Annotated in this window: 25 protein-coding genes; 2 read left to right on the plus strand and 23 right to left on the minus strand. The window is 40.6% G+C overall.

All coding sequences use genetic code 11. The features are described from left to right. Nucleotides 1-61: 61 nt before the first annotated feature. Nucleotides 62-622, minus strand: a complete 561-nt coding sequence (gene pth, locus HMPREF9257_RS02285; protein ID WP_006417825.1) for an aminoacyl-tRNA hydrolase — start codon at nt 620-622, stop codon at nt 62-64. Between the two features lie 151 nt (nt 623-773). Here pth and HMPREF9257_RS02290 point away from each other — a divergent pair, with 151 nt between their 5' ends. Further along, on the plus strand, nt 774-1,733 hold the full coding sequence (locus HMPREF9257_RS02290) for an L-lactate dehydrogenase (protein ID WP_006417735.1): 960 nt from the start codon (nt 774-776) through the stop codon (nt 1,731-1,733). Nucleotides 1,734-1,842: 109 nt separating this feature from the next. On the opposite strand, the gene HMPREF9257_RS02295 is transcribed toward HMPREF9257_RS02290, so the two are convergent. The 6 genes from HMPREF9257_RS02295 to HMPREF9257_RS02320 form a co-directional block, all read right to left on the minus strand. Further along, nucleotides 1,843-2,076 carry a Veg family protein gene (locus tag HMPREF9257_RS02295; protein ID WP_006417855.1) on the minus strand — a complete coding sequence of 78 codons (234 nt, stop codon included), beginning with the start codon at nt 2,074-2,076 and terminating at the stop codon, nt 1,843-1,845. A 147-nt stretch (nt 2,077-2,223) separates the two neighbouring features. Then, nucleotides 2,224-3,114 (minus strand): 16S rRNA (adenine(1518)-N(6)/adenine(1519)-N(6))-dimethyltransferase RsmA, encoded by an 891-nt coding sequence (gene rsmA / locus HMPREF9257_RS02300; protein ID WP_006417929.1) that lies wholly within the window; start codon nt 3,112-3,114, stop codon nt 2,224-2,226. Continuing rightward, nucleotides 3,115-3,681, minus strand: a complete 567-nt coding sequence (gene rnmV, locus HMPREF9257_RS02305; RefSeq protein ID WP_006417766.1) for a ribonuclease M5 — start codon at nt 3,679-3,681, stop codon at nt 3,115-3,117. Between the two features lie 9 nt (nt 3,682-3,690). Continuing rightward, the gene (locus HMPREF9257_RS02310) at nt 3,691-4,479 is read right to left on the minus strand and encodes a TatD family hydrolase (protein WP_006417836.1); all 789 of its coding nucleotides are present in this window, start codon (nt 4,477-4,479) and stop codon (nt 3,691-3,693) included. Between the two features lie 68 nt (nt 4,480-4,547). Further along, a complete protein-coding gene (metG, locus tag HMPREF9257_RS02315; RefSeq protein ID WP_006417795.1) occupies nt 4,548-6,575 on the minus strand; it encodes a methionine--tRNA ligase in 2,028 nt (675 codons plus the stop codon). 434 nt (nt 6,576-7,009) lie between these two features. After that, nucleotides 7,010-8,593: a C40 family peptidase gene (locus tag HMPREF9257_RS02320; RefSeq protein WP_006417899.1), complete on the minus strand. Its 1,584-nt coding sequence runs from the start codon at nt 8,591-8,593 to the stop codon at nt 7,010-7,012. Between the two features lie 285 nt (nt 8,594-8,878). Here HMPREF9257_RS02320 and tyrS point away from each other — a divergent pair, with 285 nt between their 5' ends. Further along, nucleotides 8,879-10,141, plus strand: a complete 1,263-nt coding sequence (gene tyrS, locus HMPREF9257_RS02325; RefSeq protein ID WP_006417747.1) for a tyrosine--tRNA ligase — start codon at nt 8,879-8,881, stop codon at nt 10,139-10,141. A 77-nt stretch (nt 10,142-10,218) separates the two neighbouring features. On the opposite strand, the gene HMPREF9257_RS02330 is transcribed toward tyrS, so the two are convergent. The 16 genes from HMPREF9257_RS02330 to HMPREF9257_RS02400 form a co-directional block, all read right to left on the minus strand. Beyond that, nucleotides 10,219-10,590 carry a RidA family protein gene (locus HMPREF9257_RS02330; protein ID WP_006417820.1) on the minus strand — a complete coding sequence of 124 codons (372 nt, stop codon included), beginning with the start codon at nt 10,588-10,590 and terminating at the stop codon, nt 10,219-10,221. 56 nt (nt 10,591-10,646) lie between these two features. Further along, on the minus strand, nt 10,647-10,823 hold the full coding sequence (locus HMPREF9257_RS09225; RefSeq protein ID WP_006417862.1) for a hypothetical protein: 177 nt from the start codon (nt 10,821-10,823) through the stop codon (nt 10,647-10,649). Beyond that, entirely contained in the window at nt 10,823-11,524 is a 702-nt protein-coding gene (locus HMPREF9257_RS02335; RefSeq protein WP_006417782.1) for an NAD(P)H-dependent oxidoreductase, read from the minus strand. The genes HMPREF9257_RS09225 and HMPREF9257_RS02335 overlap by 1 nt, the downstream gene beginning before the upstream one ends. Beyond that, entirely contained in the window at nt 11,521-12,963 is a 1,443-nt protein-coding gene (locus HMPREF9257_RS02340; protein ID WP_006417763.1) for a sensor histidine kinase, read from the minus strand. Before HMPREF9257_RS02340 ends, HMPREF9257_RS02335 begins: the two co-directional genes overlap by 4 nt. Continuing rightward, nucleotides 12,960-13,673 carry a response regulator transcription factor gene (locus tag HMPREF9257_RS02345; RefSeq protein WP_006417937.1) on the minus strand — a complete coding sequence of 238 codons (714 nt, stop codon included), beginning with the start codon at nt 13,671-13,673 and terminating at the stop codon, nt 12,960-12,962. Before HMPREF9257_RS02345 ends, HMPREF9257_RS02340 begins: the two co-directional genes overlap by 4 nt. A 205-nt stretch (nt 13,674-13,878) precedes the next feature. Further along, nucleotides 13,879-14,244 carry a single-stranded DNA-binding protein gene (locus HMPREF9257_RS02350; RefSeq protein WP_006417894.1) on the minus strand — a complete coding sequence of 122 codons (366 nt, stop codon included), beginning with the start codon at nt 14,242-14,244 and terminating at the stop codon, nt 13,879-13,881. 57 nt (nt 14,245-14,301) lie between these two features. Next, a complete protein-coding gene (gene whiA, locus HMPREF9257_RS02355) occupies nt 14,302-15,222 on the minus strand; it encodes a DNA-binding protein WhiA (RefSeq protein ID WP_006417912.1) in 921 nt (306 codons plus the stop codon). 21 nt (nt 15,223-15,243) lie between these two features. Next, nucleotides 15,244-16,263, minus strand: coding sequence for a gluconeogenesis factor YvcK family protein (locus HMPREF9257_RS02360; protein ID WP_006417871.1), 1,020 nt, complete (start codon nt 16,261-16,263; stop codon nt 15,244-15,246). Between the two features lie 15 nt (nt 16,264-16,278). Beyond that, the gene (gene rapZ, locus HMPREF9257_RS02365) at nt 16,279-17,145 is read right to left on the minus strand and encodes an RNase adapter RapZ (RefSeq protein WP_006417724.1); all 867 of its coding nucleotides are present in this window, start codon (nt 17,143-17,145) and stop codon (nt 16,279-16,281) included. Nucleotides 17,146-17,176: 31 nt separating this feature from the next. Continuing rightward, nucleotides 17,177-18,898 carry a phospho-sugar mutase gene (locus HMPREF9257_RS02370; protein WP_006417877.1) on the minus strand — a complete coding sequence of 574 codons (1,722 nt, stop codon included), beginning with the start codon at nt 18,896-18,898 and terminating at the stop codon, nt 17,177-17,179. Between the two features lie 203 nt (nt 18,899-19,101). Continuing rightward, entirely contained in the window at nt 19,102-20,043 is a 942-nt protein-coding gene (gene trxB / locus HMPREF9257_RS02375; protein WP_006417741.1) for a thioredoxin-disulfide reductase, read from the minus strand. A gap of 81 nt (nt 20,044-20,124) precedes the next feature. After that, nucleotides 20,125-21,168: an NAD(P)H-dependent glycerol-3-phosphate dehydrogenase gene (locus HMPREF9257_RS02380; protein ID WP_100069370.1), complete on the minus strand. Its 1,044-nt coding sequence runs from the start codon at nt 21,166-21,168 to the stop codon at nt 20,125-20,127. 5 nt (nt 21,169-21,173) lie between these two features. Beyond that, nucleotides 21,174-21,992 (minus strand): prolipoprotein diacylglyceryl transferase, encoded by an 819-nt coding sequence (lgt, locus tag HMPREF9257_RS02385; protein ID WP_006417808.1) that lies wholly within the window; start codon nt 21,990-21,992, stop codon nt 21,174-21,176. Beyond that, on the minus strand, nt 21,985-22,926 hold the full coding sequence (gene hprK, locus HMPREF9257_RS02390; protein WP_006417867.1) for an HPr(Ser) kinase/phosphatase: 942 nt from the start codon (nt 22,924-22,926) through the stop codon (nt 21,985-21,987). Before hprK ends, lgt begins: the two co-directional genes overlap by 8 nt. 178 nt (nt 22,927-23,104) lie before the next feature. Continuing rightward, nucleotides 23,105-23,410 (minus strand): PspC domain-containing protein, encoded by a 306-nt coding sequence (locus tag HMPREF9257_RS09505; protein ID WP_006417814.1) that lies wholly within the window; start codon nt 23,408-23,410, stop codon nt 23,105-23,107. Nucleotides 23,411-23,429: 19 nt separating this feature from the next. Then, nucleotides 23,430-24,806: a DUF4097 family beta strand repeat-containing protein gene (locus tag HMPREF9257_RS02400; protein WP_006417791.1), complete on the minus strand. Its 1,377-nt coding sequence runs from the start codon at nt 24,804-24,806 to the stop codon at nt 23,430-23,432. Nucleotides 24,807-24,838: the final 32 nt, after the last annotated feature.

Here is a 24,838-nt window from a genome sequence, read left to right on the forward strand (position 1 = left end):
CTCTCATATAATATTTATAAAATAAAGGAAGAAACCATACGGTCCAGTTCCATTTTATTTATTAATTAAACTTGTTCATCGTCTGAATAAAGTCCTCGTTATCAAGGTAGTCTGTTAAGGCTGAGGCCGCTTGACCTACAGCTTGGTCAATCAAGACTTGTTCAGTTTTATCAAAGGGAGCCAGGACGTGGTCTACGACCTTCCAACCTGGATGGGGACGGCCAATTCCTACTCGAATTCGATTAAATTGGTCAGACCCCAATATTGAAATAATTGATTTCATCCCATTATGACCACCTGAAGACCCTTTTTGCCGCAAGCGAATCCGGCCTGGATCTAAGTCTAAATCATCATAAACTACCACTAAATCCTCCATTCCTATTCCATAATAAGACATTATCGGTAGAACTGCTTCACCAGAAGCATTCATATAAGTAAAAGGTTTAAGCAAAAGGACTTTTTCTTTGGGACTATGCCAGATTTCATAGTCCGCCCTAAATTTCTGTTTAGTCATGGCCAAGCCATGATCTTGCATAAACTGATCAATCACAGCAAACCCGACATTATGTCGGGTCGCTTCATATTTTTCACCGGGATTCCCCAGTCCAACAAATAGTTTCATTATATAACTCCTCTTATTATTGCTTTTGCCCAACCATTATAACATAACTTTCATAGGAAAGCCTTTTCAGCAAGCTTCATTGATTGAAAATGAAAATTTTGTGTGATAACATTCACTAAGTAAGGAATATATTTTAAGGAGTGAATATTTTATGACACAAGAAAAACGTTCCGGTAAGATTATTTTAGTAGGTGATGGTGCCGTCGGTTCATCTTTTGCCTTTGCCCTTGTTTTACAAGATGTGGCTCGTGAAATTGGTATTATCGATATGAATAAAGATAAGACCGTCGGAGATGCCATGGACTTAGCTAATGCTGTTCCATTTACTCGACCTAAAACTATTTACTCAGCTGATTATTCAGACTGTGCTGATGCTGAAATCGTTGTTATTTCTGCCGGCGCTGCCCAAAAACCAGGTGAAACCCGTTTAGACTTAGTGAATAAGAACTTAGCAATTTTCAAATCAATCGTAACAGAAATCGTTGCTTCAGGATTTGATGGTATTTTCTTGGTTGCCACCAACCCAGTAGATATTTTAACCTATGCTACTTGGAAAATCTCTGGCTTCCCTAAAGAACGGGTAATTGGTTCAGGAACTTCCCTTGATACCGCCCGCTTCCGCCAAGAAATCGCTCAATTAGTGAATGTAGATGCCCGCAGTGTCCATGGTTATATTATGGGCGAACATGGAGACACTGAATTCGGTGTTTGGTCAAATGTAAATATTGGCGGCCAAAATGCCCAAGCCTGGCTCCACAATATGGACTTAGAATTACCCATTGAAGATATTGAAGAAAAAATTGTTGATAAAGTCCGTAACGCAGCTTATGAAATCATTAATAAGAAAGGGGCTACTTTCTACGGCGTGGCTGCTGCCTTAGCCTCTATTTGTAAGGCCATTTTATCTGATAGTCAAAGTATTCTGCCTCTATCCGTTTACTTAGATGGTCAATATGGGGCTGAAGATATCTTTATTGGAGCGCCCGCTGTCATCGGTCGCAAAGGGATTGAAAAAGTCGTTGAAATTTCCTTGGATGACGACGAAAAAGCTAAAATGGATCACTCCGTGTCGACTTTAAAAGCCATCATTGACAAGAGTTTTAAAGACTAAACTAACTAATTGATAAGAAGTAAGAGCCAGGAAAAATTTCCTGGCTCTTGTCTTATTTTTTTGTGAAAATTTGAGTAAAAAAGAACTGGACAAAAGTCCAGTTTCTTTACTAATTAAATTCTACTTCCACTGTATTGGTTAATACATCGCGGTAAGTATATGAAACGCGTTCAAAATTATTTTCATCTTGGTCCAAATTAACAATAAACACAGAACGATAAGTTTCTTGTAAGACACCTTTACGTTTCTTTTTCTTCTTCCGGCCCATTTGAACAGTGATTTTAATTTCTTCACCAATTCGTTGGTCTAGTAAACCTTTAATTTCCGCTATCTCGCGTGGCATTGGCTTCACCTCACTGCTAGTAGTATACCATAAATAATGATAAAAAACAATCATAACATATCTAATCCGCCATAACAAGTAGAAAGCCAAATTTTTAAGTTTAACTTGGTAAATCGTTCAGACTATTCATTTAGTTACAATTTTACCCTATCCCTTTACTGCTAAATAAGCTTGGTAAAGTTGCCCAAATTCTTCTAGACTCAGGGATTCGCCCCGACGTTGACGGTCAAGCTCTGCCTGGTCAAAAATCGCTTCCCATTGGTCAGCAGACAAATCGGCAAGATTAGTGGACATTGCATTCTTATAATTATTCCACAAGGTCTTCCGCCGGTAGACAAAGGCAGCTTGGACAAAATTTTGAAAATCACTTAAATCGGCTAAATCTAAACGAGGGGTGGCTAACCGCTCCAATACTAAGACAGCAGAATCAACATTTGGCTTAGGGATAAAAACATTCTTGGGCACAATAAAGTCTAGCCGTGCTTGCATTTGTAACTGAATCGCTATTGTTAAAGAATTATAGGCTTTGGTGCCTACCTGGGCCGTCATCCGTTCTGCCACTTCTTTTTGCATCATCATGACTAGACGGTCGAAAGGCAAGTGACTATCAATTAAATGCATAATAATTGGGGTGGTGATGTAGTAAGGCAGATTAGCAACCACTACTAAACGGTCAAGATCTTTTAAACTTGCATATTCTGGGGCCTGAAAATCCACCTTCAAAATATCCTGATGGATGACTTTTACATTATCATAAGCCGCCAATGTATTCTCTAAAATTGAAACAAAGCGGGCATCAATTTCAAAGGCTAACACTTGTTTAGCAGACAGGGCTAAGAATTCTGTTAAGGCCCCTATTCCAGGTCCAATTTCAATTACGGTCGTATCTGAATCGATGTCAGCCGCAGCTACCATCTTGTCTAGAATATTTGGCTCAATCAGAAAGTTCTGTCCTAAACTCTTCTTCATGGCAATATCATAATATTTCATGATTTGCGCGGTCCGGGTTGGGGTAGCAATCGGTCTAAATTCTGACATTTAATCCCCTCCTTCTTCTAAAAATTCTTCAAGGGTTGCTTGGCTAATCTGGTAACGGGCCAGTTGTTTCTGTAATTGCTTGCCATTAAGATGACCCAAGTGAAAATGTTGGGCCACCCTTTGTCGGTTCTGCTTGGCTTGGGGATGGCCAATCAATCCAAGAGAAACTAGAACCGATGTCGGGATCACTGGGGCTGTCTCCGATTTTTGCGGGGTCATCACCGCTTCTAAGGCAGCTACAATGGCTTGGGGCTTAGCATGTTCTATGCCTAGACTATCATGTTTGCGGTTTCCTCTAGCTTCTTGGGGCGTTAAATAAGCTTGCTTAGCTGTCGGAACTGCCTGAGTGATTAAGCGGCGGATCCGGTCGCCTTGATAGTCAGGATCTGTAAAGATAATAATGCCAAATTCCTGGGCAGCATGGCTAATCTGTTTTTGAACTGGGCGACTTAAAGCAGATCCATTGGTCTCGATGGTTTTCACTTGAGAACCAAAGACCTCAATCAAACGCTTGGTATCGTCACGCCCTTCCACCACAATAACTTCCTGAGGAGGTGTATATATCATAAGCTCCTCCTATTTTTCAGGGTACCACTCAAAGAGTTTAAAGGCATTTTCAGTCGTAATGTGTCCTATTTCCTCAAGAGATAAATCACGGACTTGCGCCAGCATTTCAGCAACATAGCGAACATAGGCAGGTTCGTTTTGTTTGCCCCGTTTAGGTACGGGAGCCAAATAAGGGGCATCAGTTTCAATTAATAATTTATCCAAGGGAACTAATTTTGCGGCTTCGCGGACTTCTACTGTTTTTTTAAAGGTAACCACTCCGGAAAAAGACAAGTGCATACCTAAGTCGAGAAACTTTTTGGCAGCTTCTGAATCTTCACCGAAGGAATGCATAATCCCCCCAGCTTCAGGTAAACCTTCACTTTTAAGAATCTTATAAATATCATCCGTTGCATCCCGGTTATGAATCGTAATTGGTAAATTATGTTCCTTGGCCATGGCGATTAAACGACGCAAGACTTTTTCTTGTTCAGCCTTAGTTGAATCGGGCCAATAATAATCTAAACCAATTTCACCTAACATTTTGACCTGGGGCTTTTCTAAGTCTTGCTCCAATTGTTTTTCAATAGCAGCATTATAGCGGTGGGCTTCGGTAGGATGCCAGCCAATCACTGAGATGATTGAGTCATAATCTTGAGCATATTGGAGACTCTTGTGGATGGTTTTCTCATCAAAACCGACCACTGCCATATAGGCCACGCCATTATCACGGGCCCGTTGAACCACTTGGTCTTCAATGCCCTCAAATTGATCAGCATTGAGGTGGGTATGGGTATCAAAAAGGGCTAATTTTGTCATAATCTTCTCCTTTATAAAAGAAGAGGCTGAGACCCTAGGCCTAACCTCTTTTTTTAAGCGATAGAATTCTATTCAACACTTGAACCATTGTCAGCATCATCCGGTGCAAAAACAAACTTAACATTTTTGCCAGATTCTGCAGTAAGAATCATTCCTTGACTAATGAAACCCATCATTTTACGCGGAGCTAGGTTGGCAACAATGACTAATTTCTTACCAATTAAGGCTTGATAGTCAGGATAATATTTGGCCATACCGGATAGGATTTGCCGGTGACCATTTTCGCCCGCATCTAAGCGGAAACGTAACAATTTATTAGAACCTTTAACAGGCGCTACATCTAATACTTCAGCTACTTTGAGATTGACCGCTATAAAGTCATCGTATTGAATTTCTTTTTGGTCTTCTCCTAATAACTGAGTAGCTTCTGGCTGCCAGTTTTCATCATCAACTGAATAAGCCTGGTCATTCACAATATTACTTCCCCCATTCATCGCGGTTTGAATGTAAGCAATTTCTGCTTCGACATCTAAACGCGGGAAGATAGGTTCCCCTTTCTTAACCACTTGGGCGCTTTCAGGGAATTGTCCCCAAGCCAAATCATCCAATTGCCGGTTGGTTTCAGATTCAATACCTAACTGTTGGAAAATCTTTTCTGGGCTTTCTAACATAAATGGACGTAACAAGTTGGCAACCAAGCGTAAAGCTTCAGCCAAGTGATACATAACCGCGCCGAGTTGGTCCTTAAGATCTGGATCCTTGGCTAAGACCCAAGGCGTCGTTTCATCAATATATTTATTGGTACGTGAAACCATATGCATGACATGGTCGAGAGCCTGATCAAAAGTCATGCTTTCCATACTTTCAAAATAAGCAGTCATTTCATCAGCTAAATAGGCTTCAAAATCTTGGTCAAAATCAGTGCTTACTTTTGCTTGCGGTACTTGGCCATCAAAATATTTATTCATCATAGCCACGGTCCGATTTAATAAGTTACCTAAATCATTGGCCAATTCAAAGTTTGCCCGGTTAACGAAGTCTTCCGGTGTAAAGACAGTATCATTACCCTGACTCATCTCTCTTAAAAGATAGAAGCGAGTTACATCAAGACCATAACGGTCAATTAAAGTTTCAGGATAGATCACATTTCCTCTAGACTTAGACATCTTGCCATCTTTCATGACAATCCAACCATGGGCATAGATTTTTTTAGGCAGTGGTAAATCGAGCGCCATTAATAAGATTGGCCAATAAATCATATGGAAACGGGAAATATCCTTACCAATCACTTGTACATCAGCTGGCCAGAACTTATCCATAATATCTTGATGATCATTGCCATAACCTAACTTGGTAATATAATTGGACAAAGCATCAATCCAAACATAGACCACATGTTTAGGATTAGACTTAACTGGAATCCCCCAAGTAAAAGAAGTCCGAGAAACAGCCAAATCTTCTAGACCTGGTTTAATAAAGTTATTGACCATTTCTGTTTTACGGAAAGCTGGTGTAATAAAATCAGGATGTTGGTCGTAGTATTCCAATAAACGATCCGTATAATTGCTGAGTTTAAAGAAGTAAGATTCTTCCTTGACTAATTCAACCTTATTACCAGTTGGGGCAATCCCACCGATCACCTTGCCATTTTCATCTTTGAATACTTCACTTAACTGCGTTTCAGTAAAGTATTCCTCATCAGAAACAGAATACCAACCTTCGTACTCCCCTAAGTAAATATCTCCTTGGGCTAATAAACGTTCAAAAATATCTTGAACTGCTTTTTGATGATAATCATCACTGGTTCTAACAAAGCCGTCATTAGAAATTTTTAGTTTTTCCCAAAGAGCTTTAATATCTGCTGCCATTCCGTCTACATAGGCTTGAGGTTCAATACCTAAGTCAGCAGCTTTTTGTTCAATTTTTTGCCCATGCTCATCTGTACCGGTTAAGAAATACACATCATAACCCATTAAACGTTTGTAACGTGCCATGGCATCCGAAACCAGGGTCGAATAGGAATTACCAATATGTAACCGCCCAGATGGATAATAAATCGGTGTCGTAATATAAAATGTCTTTTCAGTGTGAGTCACGAATGAGTGCCCCTTTCCTTGTGTTGATACCTTCAATTATATACCAAATAAAGCTTATAAAACAGTCTTTTAGCCAGATAAGCTAAAAGGCTAGGATTCTCTATGGATTTTGGTTTTAGGCACGGCTTAGTGAGTCAGCAAAACTATGGTTAAGAATAGATGATGATTTTTTTGAAAAAAGTTAAGTGCCTACTGAATTAGTTTGTATTTTTCATTAGTGCGCGGTAATACACAGACCCGCAATATGGCGTGCATTGAAACTTGGCAATACACAAGGAATTCTAATTTTGTGCATTGAAACTCGGCAACGAACAGGAACTTATAATGTTGTGCATTGAGGCGTTGTTATGCACAAAATCAAAGATTGCGTGAGCAAGTGGCATTAAAAAAGGGATGGACCTTTCGTCCATCCCCTTCTAATTTATTTAGTTAAATTATTTATTAACCCGTAAAGCAAAGCTAGGTGCAAAGTAAGAGTTTACTTGACTATATTTCAATGGAGTTCCAAAATCTACTGCATGTAAGTAGTTACCATTACCAGTTGCTAAGGCAACGTGATAAGTTGAACCACCATCAGACCAGAAGTATAAGTCGCCTGCTTGGGCTTCAGATACGGGAATTTGAGTACCTGAGTTTTGTTGAGCTCCTGTCCAACCACCAATATCAATACCGTAAGTTTCTTTGAAGACATATTGTACGAAACCTGAGCAGTCAAAACCAGATGGTGATTTACCGCCCCATACATAAGGTGTGCCGATATATTTTTCAGCATTAGCAATTAAAGTATTCACATTGGCTGAAGCAGCTTGGGCAGCTTCGGCAGCAGCATTGGCAGCTTCACGTTTAGCTTGGGCTTCAGCGGCAGCTTGGTCAGCTGCGGCTTGTTGTGCAGCGGCATCGGCTTGGGCTTGAGCTTCGACAGCAGCTTGGGCTTCGGCAGCAGCAGCTTCTTGTGCAGCGGCATCGGCTTGAACTTGTTCTTCAGTTACAGTTTGGTCAGTTTCAGCTGGAGCTACTTCTTCAGCAGGAACTTCTTCTACTGGAGCTACTTCAGCAGGAGCAGCCGGCTGTCCAGCAGCGGCATCGGCTTGGGCTTGAGCTTCAGCAGCAGCAGCTTCTGCTTCCTGAGCTGCTTGTTCAGCGGCGGCTTGTTCTGCTTGGGCTTGTTCCGCTTGAGCTTGGGCTTCTTGAATGGCAGCATCTTGTGCTTCTGCTTGTGCTAATGCTGCTTGGTACTGAGCATCTAACTCAGCTTGTGAGTCAGCTTGTGCAGCTGCAGCTACAGATGCTTCTAAAGCTGCTTGGTTAGCTGCCTCAATTCTTAATTGTTCTTCATAAGCCGCTTTTTCATTGATAAGGGCTTGTTTTTGGTCAGCAGCTAAATTAAGATCATTGGTTAATTGATTATAAGCTGCCTCTTTGTTAGCTGTTTGGGTAGCTAAATCTGCTTTTAAGCCTTCAAGTTCATCCATCTTAGCAACTTTTTCAGCTTTGGTTGCTTGTGTTTCAGATTTTTTACTTTCAACGGCTTCTTTATCTTCTTTTTGTGCAGAAATCATATCTTTATTGGCTTCAACTAAACGGTTAACCACGTCAACACGTCCAACTAAATCAGAAACTGATTTAGAAGAAGCAACATAATTTAAATAGTTACTTGTTCCAGCAGAGACTTGAACCTTACGTGCTTGTTTAGCTAAAAGTGCTTGACGTTTTTCAATTACTTCTTCAAGCGTTTTAATTTCTTGATTTAAGTCTTCAAGCTTAGCATCATCAGCATCGATATCATTTAACAATTCATCTGCTTGCGCTTTTAAAGCTTCAATCTGTGCGTAGGCATTTTGTAATTCTGTATAAACTGAAGATTGTTCAGCAGATAAGTTATCAATTTGCGCTTGCGTATCGTTAATCATGGTATCGTAGTCTTGTGCTGAAGCAACGATAGGGGATGCTACAGCAGTTAAAGCGGCTGCTGATGTGAATAAAGTTTTGAATAAATTCTTATTTGAAGACTTTTTCATAGTTTATTTGCTCCTCGTTCTTTTAGTTTATAATTTATAATTTAATTAAGTATTTTCTAAGAAAATCTAAGTGATAATCTACTTCAATTATTTCACTGATAGCATCGTATCACAGAATCACCCTTTTGTGACTTATTTCGTCAATTCGTATAGTCTTTGTAACATTCTTGTAATTTTTATGAATTTTTTTGTCATTTTTTTGAAGACCGCCCGCATGTTGGATTGATTCTGTCACAGTTAATCCCTATAATAAAACTATTAAACAAAGAAAAGGATGTGACCTAGGTGACAATTATTGATGAATTAGAATGGCGCGGGGCCATCAACCAACAAACCGATGCAGATGGTCTTAAAAAACTAGTAAGTGAAAAGGAAATCTACCTCTATTGTGGGGTTGATCCAACCGGAGACTCTATGCATATCGGCCATCTAATTCCTTTCATGATTCTAAAACGATTCCAATTAGCCGGTCACCATCCCATTGTAGTTATTGGTGGCGCGACTGGTTCGATCGGTGATCCTTCAGGACGAACCAGTGAACGGACGCTACAAACGATGGAAGTGGTCGAAAATAATGCGGATAAACTCAAAGCCCAAATGATTCACCTGTTCAATAAGGGACAAGGCGGGGACTTTGAAATTGTCAATAACCATGATTGGCTAGGTAAAATCTCCCTCTTAGACTTCTTACGCGACTACGGCAAACACTTCAATATCAATACCATGCTCGCTAAGGATATTGTGGCCAGTCGTCTAGATGTAGGAATTTCCTTCACTGAATTCTCTTATCAAATTTTACAATCAATCGATTTCCACCATCTATATAAAGAACACCAAGTTCAATTACAAATTGGTGGTGGCGACCAATGGGGTAATATTACTTCTGGATTAGACTTTATTCGTCGGATGGAAGGGCCTGAAGCTGAAGCATATGGCTTAACCATTCCCCTAATGTTGAAATCAGATGGGACAAAATTTGGTAAGTCAGCTGGGAATGCTATCTGGCTAGACCCTGAAAAAACGACACCTTATGAGTTTTATCAATTCTGGCTAAACCAACAAGATACTGATGTGGTTAAATTCTTGAAATACTTTACTTTCTTATCTAAAGAAGAAATTGACGCCTTGGCTAAGGAAATTGAAGAAAGACCCCATTTACGGGTAGCCCAACAACGTCTGGCTGAAGAAATCACTCGTTTTGTCCATGGTCAGGCTGCCTTAGATGAAGCTCAATTAATTACCAAGGCCCTCTTTACCGGAGATGTGGCTCAATTAAATGAAAAACAAATCCGCGATGGCTTCAAAAACATGCCTCAATTTACAGCGCCGCAAACCGATAACACCCTGGCTATTTGGTTAACTGACATTGGACTGGTTGATTCTCGCCGCCAAGCCCGTGAATTTGTCTCAAATGGCGCCATTTCCTTAAATGGGCAAAAAATCACTGATGTGGATTATCCAATTTCAAGTGACCTGGCTATTGGTGGTAAATACCTCATTGTACGTCGCGGTAAGAAAAATTATTACTTAGTTACATTTGAAGATTAATTATTAATATTTTTAATAGGCAAAAGGAGACTGGAAAAACCAGTCTCCTTTTTATATATAAATCTATACTATAAAAACTATTTCTTAGCGATGACTTCAATTTCAACTAGGCCACCCAAAGGTAGGGCTGCTACCGCAAAAGCAGATCGAGCTGGGAAAGGTTCAGAAAATTTTTGAGCATAAATTTCATTCACTTTGGCAAAATCCTTAATATCATTTAGTAAGACTAAAACTTTCACCACATTATCTAAAGTTAAGCCAGCCTCTTCTAGGACATAGCTAATATTGATAAACGCTTGTTGGGTTTGCCCTTCAATGCCTTCAGCCATTCGACCTGTTTGGCGGTCAATGCCTAATTGCCCCGATAAATAGACAAAGTCTCCCGCATCAATGGCTTGTGAATAAGGTCCAACAGCTTGAGGTGCCTTATCTGATTCAATTTTTTTCATACTCATTCTCCTTTGATAATTTTTCTATTATTGTAGCGAACTTCAAGAAGCAATGTCTACCAATTACTTGGGTTCCAGGCAGTGCCATCTAATTGCCCCTGCCGCCGTTCAAGTAAACCAGCTTGTTTTTGAGCTAATTCCAAGGCTGCCTCCAGGTAAGCACGGTCTAAATAGGCAGGACACTGGTCTTGCCAGGCTTTAATCTGGTCTTGTAACCACTGTAAGTCTTCCATTAGTCTTCCTCCCAGTTATTCGCTAAGTCGACCATTTCATCTACCTCATCTATTTGATCTTCAAGTTGGCCCAAGAAGGTCTCAAAAATAAGTGCCTGGGTCGGATTACTTTGAAATGGAAAGGACCTTGCTTGTAATTTCTTTAGTAAAAAACGACTGTATGAAACCTGGCCGACCTGACCGCGACTCAAATAATGTTGGTAGGCTACGGCCAACAAAGCTTTTTCCTGGTCAGTCTTTAAAGCGAATTGATGAATGACAAATGGCGGCAGAAAGTCTAATTTAAAATGGCGGGCTAAGACATGATATGGACTCAATATGTCGGACAGACTATGGCCTTCACGCCCCCCAATTTGGTAATGGTAGGCTGCTGCTCCGACTGTCACACATAATCCTAAAGCCTTGCCTTTAAGTCCCTGACTAAAAGCTTCCAGGTCAGCATCGGTATCAAAAACTTGATCTAACCATACTTTTAAAATAGCTGGTGCTTGATACCAAATTAAGGGGAACTGAAAGATAATCCGGTCTGCCCTTAATAAACGTTGCCGCTCTTGGACCTTGTCAAAGCTGCCCAGAAAATCTAACTGGGACTGCAAATCGATCCATTCAATGCCAGACAAGTCTTGCGCACACTCTTTTAGAAAGCTCTGACTTTGGGACCTAGTCGCATCCCTGTGGGCTAAATATATTAAGGTTGTCATTGGTCACCGTCCTTTGGGTCTACCGCCACCACTTGGCTCGGCTTATGTGGCAGATGAATAATAAATTGGCTACCTTCATTTGGTTGTGATTGAACCTCGATACTAGCATGATGGGCATCAATTAACCCTTTAACTAAGGACAAACCAATCCCCGACTCACCAAATGTCGTATTTTTCCGCGAAACATCTACTTTATAGAAGCGTTCCCAGATTTTCTTCAATTCCTGAGCATCCATCCCAATGCCATGGTCACGTACCTTAATCTCCACATAATCAGTTTGCGAATGGGCTGAGAGCTCAATTGCTGAATTTTCAGAAAACTGAATGGCATTGGTCACCAAGTTAATGATAATTTGTTGTAACCGGTCATGGTCACCCCATAAGACAAGCCCTTCTTCAATATTTAGCTGAATTTGGTCATTTTTAGCTGCCGCCTTGACCGCCATTTGAGCCTTAATATCTTCAAAAAAGCTTTGGCCTTGGATGGTCACATAATTTAAATGATATTGACCCGAGCGAATTTTCTCATAATCTAAATTCTCATTCACTAGTCGAGTTAACCGTTGGGTTTCTCGATGAATCAATTCCAAACTTCGTTGCCGGTGTTTTTCTGGAATCATATTATTCATGAGCCCTTCGGTCATCCCACCCATGGTGGTCAAAGGGGTCCGCATTTCATGGGCCACATCCATCATAAACTGACGGCGTAAATCTTCTTGAGCTTTAATTTCTTCCTTGGATTCTTGCAAAGCTTGCGCCATGTGTTTAAAGTCACGGGCTAGGTCCCCAAACTCATCTTTAGCCGAGGTGTCGACTTGGACTTGATAATTTCCTTTGGTAATCTCTTGGGTCACTGCCTGTAATTGATGGATTTTCTTCGTTTGAAAATAAGCATAGAAAATCGTAATGGCAATCCCAATCACTAAGGCCGCAAGCGAGGTCCAATAAATATTCTGACGGACTTGGGCTAATTGGTCCTGTAAATCATCCAAGGGTGCTCCCAGTGAAATAAAGCCATCCGGAAACTGGCCCACATCATGGTGGGGTAAATATACAGTTAGGTATTGGTCAATTTTGCCATCATTTTGAATCCGTTGAATGGTTCTAAAACCCAAAACTTCATTTGAATTCAACTGATTCAAGTCTTCTTGCGATAAACTGGCATTATTTCGTTGATCATAAGACGGATAGATGGTCCGACCATCAGGTAGATAAACTTGGATTAGAATATTTTCACTGGCTAACAATTGCGATGCCCGGTATAAATCTTCCCGAGAAAAATTATTCTCAACAATATTCCGACCATAGTCCATCAGTTGGTCTTGACGTTCTTCCTCGATTTTAGACGTAATATAAGATTCCATCCGAACCGTTATTAAAGATAGGGTTAAGAAAATCAGGATAACAATTCCTAAGACTTGTTGCCAGAGGAATTTCATTCCTGGTCACCAGGTTCTTGGTATTTATAGCCCACACCCCATACGGTTTGGATTAATTGCGGGCCTACAACTTCAATTTTTTGCCGTAATTTCTTTATATGGGCATCGACCGTCCGTTCATCTCCATAGAATGGATCTTCCCATAATGAAGTCAAAAGGTCATCCCGGGAGAAGACCCGTTTAGGGCTCTTAGCAAAGGTCACCAACAAATCAAATTCTTTTGGAGTTAGGTTTTCAATCACTTGGTCATTATAACGTGCTTCCCGTGTTGCAGTATTAATCTTAAGATGGTCTGTGGTTACATCAAATTCAGCATCTGCTTCATGTTGGTCAGAAGGCACTATTTGAGCCCGACGGTGGAGAGCTTTCATCCGGGCTAGTAAGGTCATGGGACTAAAAGGTTTAGTCACATAGTCATCAGCCCCCATCTCTAAACCGATGACTTGGTCTGATTCAGAGTCCCGTGCGGTCAACATAATTATTGGGGTTTCTGCTGATATTTTACGGATTTGTCGACAAATTTGCATGCCATCCATGGAAGGAAGGTTTAAATCAAGAATCACAATATCCCAGTGCTTAGGCTCAGCTTTATAGGCTTCAAAGCCTTCTAAGCCGTCATTTTTAAAGGTTGCAGTATAATTTTCATTTTCAAAGAACATCTCCATCATTTCGCTGACAGATTCATTGTCTTCAATCATTAAGATATTCATGGTATCCCTCCTGTTCTGATTGGTATTATACTACATTAAGACTAGATAAGTAAAAAAGAGCGCGGGCAAGAAGTAGAAAATCTTAGATTTTCTCTGTTCTTGCCCGCACTTTGAGTATTTATGGTTTATTAACCTGATGAATGACCATTAAAAAGCGAGTCACCTTTTTATTTTCTGAGTAGCAGCTTAAGTATTTTTGATTTTTCTATTGAATGGTCTCCAAAATCTCCTCCAAAATTTCCTGGTCTTGGTCCGCTTTTGACCGAGTCGAAACCAGGGTCACTTCATCCACAATACATTCTATGGTATACCGGGTTTTGCCATCCTTATCATCATAAGACCGACTCCGCATTTTTCCGCTTAAAGCCACTTGTTGACCCTTTTGGCAATACCGTTTAATTAAATCGGCTGTCTGGTTCCAGGCGACAAAAGGGATAAAATCCGCATCCCCCGATTTACTTTTATTCCGCCGCCGCACCGCCAAGACATTGTTACACACCCGGGAATTATCCGAAAGGTTCTTCAATTCAATAGGCCTAACAATTCGTCCCACAAACATTACTTGATTCATTGCTTTCCTCCTTATTTTTGGACTAATAATAAATACCCCAAAAAAAGGCCAATCCTTTTACAGATTGGCAGCAATTTTTGTTAGTTTGCGAAAACGATGGTTGACCCCAGATTTAGAAATTGGTCCCCCAGGAACTTGTTCCCCAATTTCTTTCAAACTCATTTCTGGATTAGCTAGACGGAAACGAGCAATTTCTTCTAATTTCTCAGGTAAGGAGGATAAACCAATGGTCTCTTCGATGAGACGAATGGCTTCAACTTGCTTTTGGGCTGCATCGACCGTCTTATTAATATTAGCATTCTCCATATTCATTAAACGATTAACAGAATTCCGCATATCGCGAACAATCCGGATATCTTCAAATTCAAACATGGCTGAAGAAGCACCAATCACTGACAAGAAATCAGCAATTTTCTCTGCTTCTTTAATATAAGAAATGTAGCCGTTGCGGCGGACCACTGTGCGAGCATTCAAATCAAACAGGTTCATCATTTGGCAAATATTCTGATTATGGCCTTCATAATTTGAATAAATCTCTAGATGATAGTTACTCGATTCTGGGTTATTGACGGACCCACCTGCTAAGAAAGCCCCTCTCAAATATGACCGAGCTTTTTGTTGGTCAGCCATAATGATTGGATCAACCTCAGTAATAATTTGACCATCCTTATAGATTTGTAATTCATCCAGGATATCAATCACATGATGACGGCAACGAACAATATAAACATTATTCTTTTTCAATTTCATCTTCCGCCGCACCAAGAGTTCTGCTTCCGTTTGGAAGTGATTTTTAAGTAAGAGATAAATACGTCGTGCAATCGCCGCATTCTCACTTTGAATATTTAAGACAAATTGACGTTGGTAAATGGACAGGGCTCCATTCATTTTAATCAAGGCGGCTAGTTCTGCCTTAGCATGTTCATGGTGTACTTCCAAGAGGGTACATTCTTTTTTTACATCGGCTGCAAAGGTCATGGCTAACTTCCTTTCGAATAACTATGCCTTACTTTTATTGACTTCTCGCATATAAAATTTACTCGTCTCTAAAATGTGACGGAGTTCCTCCACAACTTTTTCGGTATCGTGGTAGGCTCCTCCATCTTTCATACTTAGAAATTCACTCGAAATAACCCGGCAGCCTTGTTGGCGTAAACCATTGAAGTCATGCCGTACTTGGAGTAAATACTCTTCATTGGGTTGATTTTCGATATAGTCTTGGGGCACTTGAGAAATATTCACTAAGACTGTATCAATAAAATTCTTCTTTAAGTGCTCATGCAAAACCTCCACATGGTTAGCATCTGAAAAATTCTCAGTTTCACCAAGTTGGGTCATAATATTACAGATATAAACAACCTGAGCTTGGGTTTCATTCACTGCTTGACCAATTTCATCGATCATTAAGTTAGGCAGGATACTAGTATAAAGACTGCCTGGGCCGAGCACAACCATATCCGCATCCATGATAGCCTCCACTACCTTAGGAGAAGCTAGGCGAGCAGGTTCCCCATCCATAGTAGTTAAATCGACATGCTGAATCTTCTTCCGGTGTTTAGCAATTGAGGATTCTCCGACTGCAATTGAACCATCCTCAAATAAGGCATTCAAGACCAAGGGTTCCTCTGCTGCAGGTAAAACCTGGCCGCGAATATTCATCCACTTGGACAAGAGTTCAATGGACCCCGATAAAGACCCTTTCATTTCTTTTAAGGCAGCAATAATTAAATTACCAATGGCATGACCTGCTAAGAAGGCGTCTTCGGTATCAAAACGATACTGGAACATCTCCAAAAAAGTTTCATCCATATCAGCCAGAGCCGTCATACAGTTACGAATATCGCCTGGAGGGACCACATTAATATAATCACGAATAATCCCAGAAGAACCACCGTCATCAGCGACGGTGACAACCGCTGTAATAGAGGCATCTAAAGCCTTTAAGCCCCGCAAAATTACTGGTAAGCCTGTACCGCCACCAATGACAGCGACTTTATAGCGCGGTGCATTCTCACTCATTGTCATCACTTTCCTTTATTTTTTTAAATAATCTCGGTGCGAGATATTAACCGTATAACGGTCATTTTTTAACTGATTACCAATCCGCTCAGCTAAGGCAACAGAACGATGTTGCCCCCCTGTACACCCGATTGCTATCGTGACACTTGGCTTTCCTTCTTTTTTATAGCCTGGTAAACAGAATTCAATTAAATCCATGAATTTCCGGTAAAATTCTTGACTTTCAGGTTGCTTCATAACATAATCATAGACCACTTGGTCCTTACCAGTAAGGGGACGAAGTTCATCGATATAATAGGGATTTGGTAGGAAACGTACATCTATCACAATATCCGCATCAATGGGAGCTCCGTATTTAAAACCAAATGAGAGAATTTCAATATGAAAAGGAGTATATTCCTCTGTTTTAAAAGCTTCCGTAAGCTTAGCTCGTAATTGTCTTGGCGTCAAATCTGAGGTGTTAATAATCATTTGAGCCCGACTCCGAATATCAGCTAAAACTTTCCGTTCTTTGGTAATTCCATCTAAGGTCCGGCCGTTTAATGCTAAAGGATGAGACCGACGTGTTTCTTTATAGCGAGACACGAGTGCTTCATCATCGGCCTCCAAAAATAAAATCCGGGTTGTTACAAACTGAGTATTGGCCATGTTTGAGATAATATTTTCTAATTCTTGGAAAAACTCCCGACTTCTTAGATCAATAACCAAGGCAATCTTGGTTATTTTACCAGATTCTTTCATTAATTGCCAAAAAGTGGGCAATAAAGTCGGGGGCATATTATCAATACAGTAATAGCCTAAATCTTCAAAACTCTGTACCGCCACGGTTTTACCCGCTCCAGACATACCCGTAATAATCACTAATTCTAAACTATCGGTCATCTTTGTCCTCCTCCAATCATCTGAGAGCAACTTATACGGCAACCAAGTGATCAATCGCTTGACTAATTTCCTTTGCTTTTTGAGCTAGACTTTGACGGTCACCCGCTTTAATTCCATAATAGAGCTTAATTTTAGGCTCAGTCCCACTTGGTCTAAAAGCTAACCAAGACCCATCGGCCAAACAATATTTTAAGGCATCCGATTTTGGTTCGGTCAAGCTGCTTTCTTGGCCTTGACCATCGACATGGATTTGATTTAAATAATCATATTTATCTGTAACTTCAATTCCGGCAATCGTATTGACAGGAGTTTGCCGGATATGGCTCATAATCTCTGCCATTTGGTCTTTACCTGCTTGGCCTTCAAAAACCTTCGATACGGTAACTTCTTGGAAATAGCCATATTTTTGATAAATATTTTCTAAAACTTGCGGTAAAGTCCGGCCTGCTTTTTTATGATAAACCACCATTTCTGCCAGTAATAAGAGGGCTTGAATGGCATCCTTATCCCTCACAAAAGGCTTAATCAAGTAACCATAGGATTCTTCAAAGCCCATAATAAATTCATGGTCACCGCTCGTTTCATACTGCTTAATTTGTTCAGCAATGTATTTAAAACCCGTTAGGACTGACTTAGTTTCAATCCCATAGTCAGCCGCAATAGCATCAACTAAATCGGTCGATACGATTGATTTAACAAGCCGACCATTTGGAGCCAAACTAGCTTTTTCTTGCAAGGCCTTTAGGATATAATCAGCCATCAAAACTGCAATTTGATTCCCTGTTAAAATTTGAAATTCACCGTCGTCTAAAGGAATCATGGCCCCCAAGCGGTCAGCATCTGGGTCGGTAGCTAAAAGAATATCCGCCCCTACATCTTGGCCAAGTTTTTGGGCTAAGTCAAAAGCGGATACTTCTTCAGGATTGGGAGATTTTACAGTTGGAAAATCCCCATTACCTTGGGCTTGCTCCTCTACCACATGAATTTGCTTAAAACCAGCTTGTTTTAGGGCTTTCATCCCTAGATATAACCCCGTTCCATGTAGCGGAGTGTAGACAATATTGACCATGTCCGCATGATTTTTGATTAGATTAGGATTAATTGTGACACTCTGAATAGCTTCAAGATAAGCTTGATCTAGGTCATCCCCAAGAATTTCTAGTAAGCCTTGGTCGACTAACCGAGATTGGTCAGCCACCTTCACAGTAAGGGGGCTAGCAATTTGACGAATATATTTGGTTAAAACATCCGCATCTTCTGGAACCATTTGGCCGCCATCAGAGCCATAGACCTTATAGCCATTATATTCAGCTGGATTATGGCTGGCCGTAATCATAATGCCCGCGAAGGCTTTTAAGTGACGTACGGCAAAAGATAAGACGGGGGTAGGTCGTAAACTCTCATAGACATAGGCTTTAATGCCATGGAAACCAAGGACTCTAGCTGCTTCAAAGGCAAATTCATAAGACATGTGCCGAGAATCATAGGCTATGGCTACTCCCGCTTGAACAGCATCCTGGCCCTTATCCAAAATCAATTGGGCTAAGCCTTCGGTTGCTTGTCTCACGGTATAAATATTCATCCGGTTGGTACCTGGCCCTAAAACACCCCGCATGCCAGCCGTTCCAAAAGATAGGTCCGAACCAAAGGCATCCTGAAGTTGAGTTTCAGAAAGTTTACTTAATTCTTGATTTAACGCTTTATCTAAAGTTTCAAAATTTTTCCATTCTTGATAGTTTTTTTCCCAAGTCATAACTTTCCACCTTTTCATAAATTTTCATTCTTTATTATACCATGGAAAGAAGAGGCTTACAGTATTTTCCCTTAATTTGCCCCACCATCTATCCAACCGCTCTTCTACTTGATGAAATGACTTAAATTAGACAAAAATCCTCGTCCACCTATTTAACTATGGTGGTTCGAGGATTTATTAATTACTATTTAACTATTTAAAGCTTAATCATTTAAGGCTTGGAGGTAATTATAAGCACCTTGACCAGCCAAAGCGCCATCACCGACTGCTGTAGCAACTTGACGTAAGTGTTTTTGACGAACATCGCCCACAGCAAATACACCAGGAATCTTGGTTTCCATAAGGTCATTGGTTACAATCCAACCCTCAGGATCAGAAATGCCTAACCCTTCTGCAATCGCTGCGTTAGGTACTAAGCCTACATAGACAAAGACCCCATCCGTAGGCATGGTTTTTTCTTCACCGGTTTTGACATTCTTAACTTGAACCGCTTGGACCATAGGGTCGCCTTGGATTTCTTCAACGACACTATCCCAAATGAAATGAATCTTGTCATTGGCAAAGGCCCGGTCTTGTAATATTTTTTGGGCGCGTAATTGGTCACGGCGGTGGATAATTGACACCGACTTAGCAAATTGAGTTAAATAAGTGCCTTCTTCCACGGCAGAATCGCCACCGCCGACAACCACAATATCCTTATCTCTAAAGAAGAAACCATCACAGACCGCACAATAAGAAACACCACGACCATTGAGGTCTTTTTCACCTGGCACTTGTAATTCTCGGTGGTGGGCTCCCATGGCTAAAATCAAAACAGGGGCTTGGTAGACCTTATCACCTACAAAGACTCGACGTATCAAACCATCAATTTCAATTTTATTGACATCGCCGTATTCATGTTGGGCACCAAAGGCCATGGCTGAATCATAAAAGTTTTGGGCTAAGTCAGGTCCTGCAATCTTGGTATAACCCGGATAATTCTCCACATCTGCCGTGTTAATTAACTCACCGCCTGGCGCACCCTTTTCAATTAAAATGGTTTTTAAATTAGCGCGTGAGGCATAAAGAGCTGCAGTCATTCCCCCAGGACCTGCACCGATTACGATTACATCTGCTTCCATTATTGTGTTTTCTGTCTCTGTCATTCTACAAACTCCTTAAACTATGACTTTTGATAATCTGTCGCTAAGTGTAACAGGATACACCCTTTTAGACAAAAATTATGCTTACTCATCACCGAGATGATCTTCAATCTTAGCTTCAGATTTACCTTCCCGTGTCATTAAACTATAAACCAGTTTTTGAACGTCCTCGCCTTCATATAGTAATTTATATAAAGCTTGGGTAATCGGCATTTCAATTTCTAAGTCCTTAGCCAGTTCAAAGGCAGCCTGACAGGTATTTAGCCCTTCAATTGCCATATTAATTTTAGCTCTGGTTTCTTCGATTGAGTAGCCTTGTCCTAATAAGCGACCGGCGCGATAATTTCTTGAGTGTTGACTGGTCGCAGTTACAATCAAATCACCCAAGCCGGATAGACCCATAAAGGTTAAAGGATCTGCACCTAAAGCTACCCCTAGACGGGTGATTTCAGCCAAACCACGGGTTAAGAGGGCTGCTCTTGAGTTATCACCGTAACCTAAGCCATCAATCATACCAGAGGTAATCGCAATAATATTTTTAAGGGCGCCCCCCAATTCTACCCCTAACATATCGGTATTGGTATAGACCCTAAAATATGGATTCATAAAAAAAGCTTGGACCTCTTGGGCAGTTTCTAGATTTTGAGCGGCTATGGTAACCATGGTTAACATATCTTGCCCGACTTCTTCGGCATGACTCGGTCCCGATAAGACAGCTAAGCCACGGTAAGTATCAACTGATAAACTGGCTTTAATCATTTGACTCACCCTCAGATGGGTCCCCACTTCAATCCCTTTAGTTGCATGGACAATCAAAGGTTGAGTGGCGTCTCCTTGACCTAAGACTTGATTTAATTGGTCACAGACCGACCGAATCGCCTTAGTAGGTACGACAATCAGAATCATTTGGCTATCGGCCACTGCTTGCTTCATGTCTGTCATGGCTGTAACTGTTTGGGGCAAAGGACAATTATTTAAATATTTAGCGTTCACTTGGGTCTGGTTAAAATAATCGACTAGGGCCTGGTCCCGCCCCCACAAATTAACTTGATGGCCATTATTAGCCAAAACTCTGGCCAGGGCAGTCCCCCAGGAACCCATTCCTAAGACAGCTGTTTGCATAATAATCCTCCTTATAGCTGAGTTTGATAATAATTAATTTGATGCGACCGACGTCGGTAAAGGATAAAAATAAGACTGACTATGACTAAGACGAGTGACAGCCATTGAGAAACCCGTAAGGAACCTAAATAGAGACTATCGGTCCGCATTCCTTCAATCGTGAAACGTCCCGCACCATACCATAGTAAATAAAAAGCGAGAACTTCTCCCTCTAGTAAAAATCTTGGTCGGTGACGAATAACTAAAATAATAAGCAAGCCGAATAGGTTCCACAGAGATTCATATAGAAAGGTTGGGTGATAGTAAGTACCATTAATTAGCATTTGGTCAATAATAAATTGAGGCAAATGCAGTTTTTGGAGAAATTCTAAAGAAACTGGGCCACCATGGGCCTCTTGGTTCATAAAGTTTCCCCAACGACCAATCGCTTGGGCCAAAATTAAGCCTGGTGCCGCCGTATCCAATACCGTAATAAAATTAATTCCATACCGCCGGCACAAGTAATAGAGAGTAACTACCGCGCCAAGCACACCGCCGTATATAGCAATCCCCCCATGCCAAATTTGAATAATTTGATCCGGGTTGGCTAAATAATAATCCAATTTAAAGATGACATAGTATAAACGGGCGCCAATAAAGCCAAAGATGACCGCATAGAAGAAAAGATCAAACACGCGGTCTGGATCAATTCCTTTAGCTATAGCTTCTCGACGAAAGACCCATTCTCCTAAAATAATACCTAGGACGATAATTAAGGCATACCAGCGAATTTGCATGGGGCCCAGCTCAAATGCAATTGGGTCAAAGGCTAACAGTAAGGAACTAATCATGCTCCACCTCACGATTAGAAAGAATCAATGCATCTAAGCGACGGGTAAATTCTTCTTTGGCATCAAAACCAAGTTCAGATGCCCGGAAGTTCATCGCGGCTGATTCAATAATAACGGCCAAGTTACGACCAAGTTTAACTGGAATTTTAATTTTCGGTACATTCACCTCAAAGATTTTTTCATATTCATGGTCATAACCTAAGCGGTCATATTCAATGGTACCATCATCAATTCTTAGGTCAATGATTAAATCCAGCCGACGTTTACGACTAACTGACCGTACCCCGAAAAGGGTCATCACATTGATAATCCCAAGCCCTCGGATTTCTAGTAAATTTTGTAAGATTTCAGGCGCTTCTCCCATCAAGGTTAGCTCATCAATCTGATAAAGTTCGACCCGGTCATCCGCCACTAAGCGGTGCCCTCTTTGAACTAATTCCAAGGCGGTTTCTGACTTACCCACCCCAGAAGCGCCCACTAGGAGAACCCCCATCCCATAAACCTCTAAAAAGACCCCATGCTTGGAGACCCGTTCTGCTAGATAGGTTTCTAAGAAATTGGTTACATTAGCCAACACGCGAGATGTTTTAGACCGGGCTGATAAAATTGGAATTTGATATTTATCAGCAATCGGAATTAACTCTTGGGGCACTTCCATCCCACGGGCAATAATAATGGCAGGGGTGTCCACGGTACACAGATTTTTAAAAATTTCTTGTCGTTCTTCACTAGTTTTACTATTCAAAAAGCCCATTTCCGTCCGACCAATTAACTGCACCCGTTCATGGGGGTAATTATCAATATAGCCGGTTAAAATTAAGCCAGGACGGGAAACTTCACTGGATTTAATTATTATGTTTTCAAATTCTTGACCATATACAATATCTACTGCCAGAGTAGAGGTTAATTCTTTGACACTCACTGTGTTAGACATAAATTTCCTCCTTTTTGCTCGTTCTATTAAAGTATAGAAATTTTTAAGTAAAATAACAAGTTTATTCCCCAATTCTCCCCTGGCATTCCTGAGATTGTCAGACAAGGGTTGCTAAGTAACTAAAAAAGGGATTGAGCTTTTTTGCCCAATCCCAATTATTTTCTCCTACAATTTCGACCTAGAAGTTACTCCAGTCATCCTCAGAATCAGGGGTCACATCACGGCGGTTATGGTTGTTGTCTTTAGATTCTGGCCAAGACCAGCCAGCATTTCCCTTCTTATGACCACGCCCCTTAACTTCGTAATCATTTGGCAGACAAACAGCTAAGGCAATATAGACCCAGAATAGGACCGAACCCGAACCAAAGGCACCGATAAAGAAGATAATCCGGAGAATGGTTGGGTCAATATTAAAAGCTTCACCTAACCCCCCACATACTCCAAAAAGTTTACGGTCAGTTGATGATTTATATAATTTAATCATAGTTATTCACTCTTTCTAATTAAAATTCAGTATCTTTTAAGAAAATATTACCAATCATAGTTTCTAAAGCAAGCTCAACTTGTCCGTTTTCACTTCCTCGGTCAAAAGTAAAGGATTTGGTCGCCTGCATCGTGGTGACTTGATCAAGGCGACTTTGGACCTTACCTTGGTTACTTTTAGCCTTACCTTTAAGACCCAAGGCTTTAGGAATGGCCACTTTAATATCGCCACTTAACGTATTAATCCGTAACTTGCCAACTTCTTGATTCCGCTTAGTTACATAAATATCCGAATTATTACCATCAACCGTTACGTCTTTTAGATTATCCTCTAGACGGATATCCCCATTTAAACAGGAAATCATGATCATATCAATGTCTGAACTTTCAACATTAATATCGCCATTTAAATTATCAAGGTCTAACTTATCAGCATGACAGTCAGCCACTCTAATATCGCCATTGCGATTAATTAAATCCAAGCTTTTAACTTCTATGCCCTTAACCACTAAATCACCATTGGTTAATTCAAAACGTCCTGCTTTATATGCTTTAGCTGGTACAGATAAAATGCCATCCATCGATACATAAGGGGATTGGATATCTAAGACTAAGGTGTTTTCATTCACTTCCAGTTTAGCATATCTCATAAAATCATCGACACTGGCTTCTTCAAAGTTACCATGGAGTCTTAATTCAGCGCTAAGGTGGGCTTGGTCATCCTCACTGGTTTTCACGATCATTGACCCATTGAATAAGCGTACATCGATATCTTCAAAGTTAGTTTCTGAAAAATCAAAAGTATGATTTAATTTTTGGGTCCGTACCCATGGGATTTTGAAAGAAAGATTCACATCCTTGCTTGAAAAGCCCTTAACGAAATCATTCACTTGGTCTCGTAGACTTTGGCCTAATTTCTTAGATTCATTGGCAAAATCACGGGCTGTCTGACTATACTTTTTTGCATTATCATTCAGGGTCGTCCGGATGTCTTGATATGACTTATGACTACCAGATAATTGGTTTAATTCCTGTTCAATAGTTGCTTCTTTTTCTTTCAAATCATTAATCTCAGCGGTGAGTTGTTCAGATTGTTGTGATAATTCTGAACTTTCGCCTTCTAATTCCACTAAAACTTCCACTTCTCTTAGACGTTGTTGAGCAATGGTCAAGCTCTCTTGATTTTTACTTAAGGCTGCTTTTAATTCAGCGATTTTAGCGTCAGTTTCTTGGCGGTTATCCGTTGTTCTATGGTCATGTTGATCTTTTTCAATCGCTTGATCATTTAAATCTTCTGCTAGATCATCTCTTTTTGCTGCTTCTAATAAGTCTAAGGCTTCTTCCATACTGATGACTTTATTTTTAACTAATTCAATAATACGTTCTTTTTCATTCATCCTGATTCCTCCTAGCTATAAATATCCTTGTC

The organism is Eremococcus coleocola ACS-139-V-Col8, from assembly GCF_000183205.1.
Lineage (GTDB): Bacteria > Bacillota > Bacilli > Lactobacillales > Aerococcaceae > Eremococcus > Eremococcus coleocola.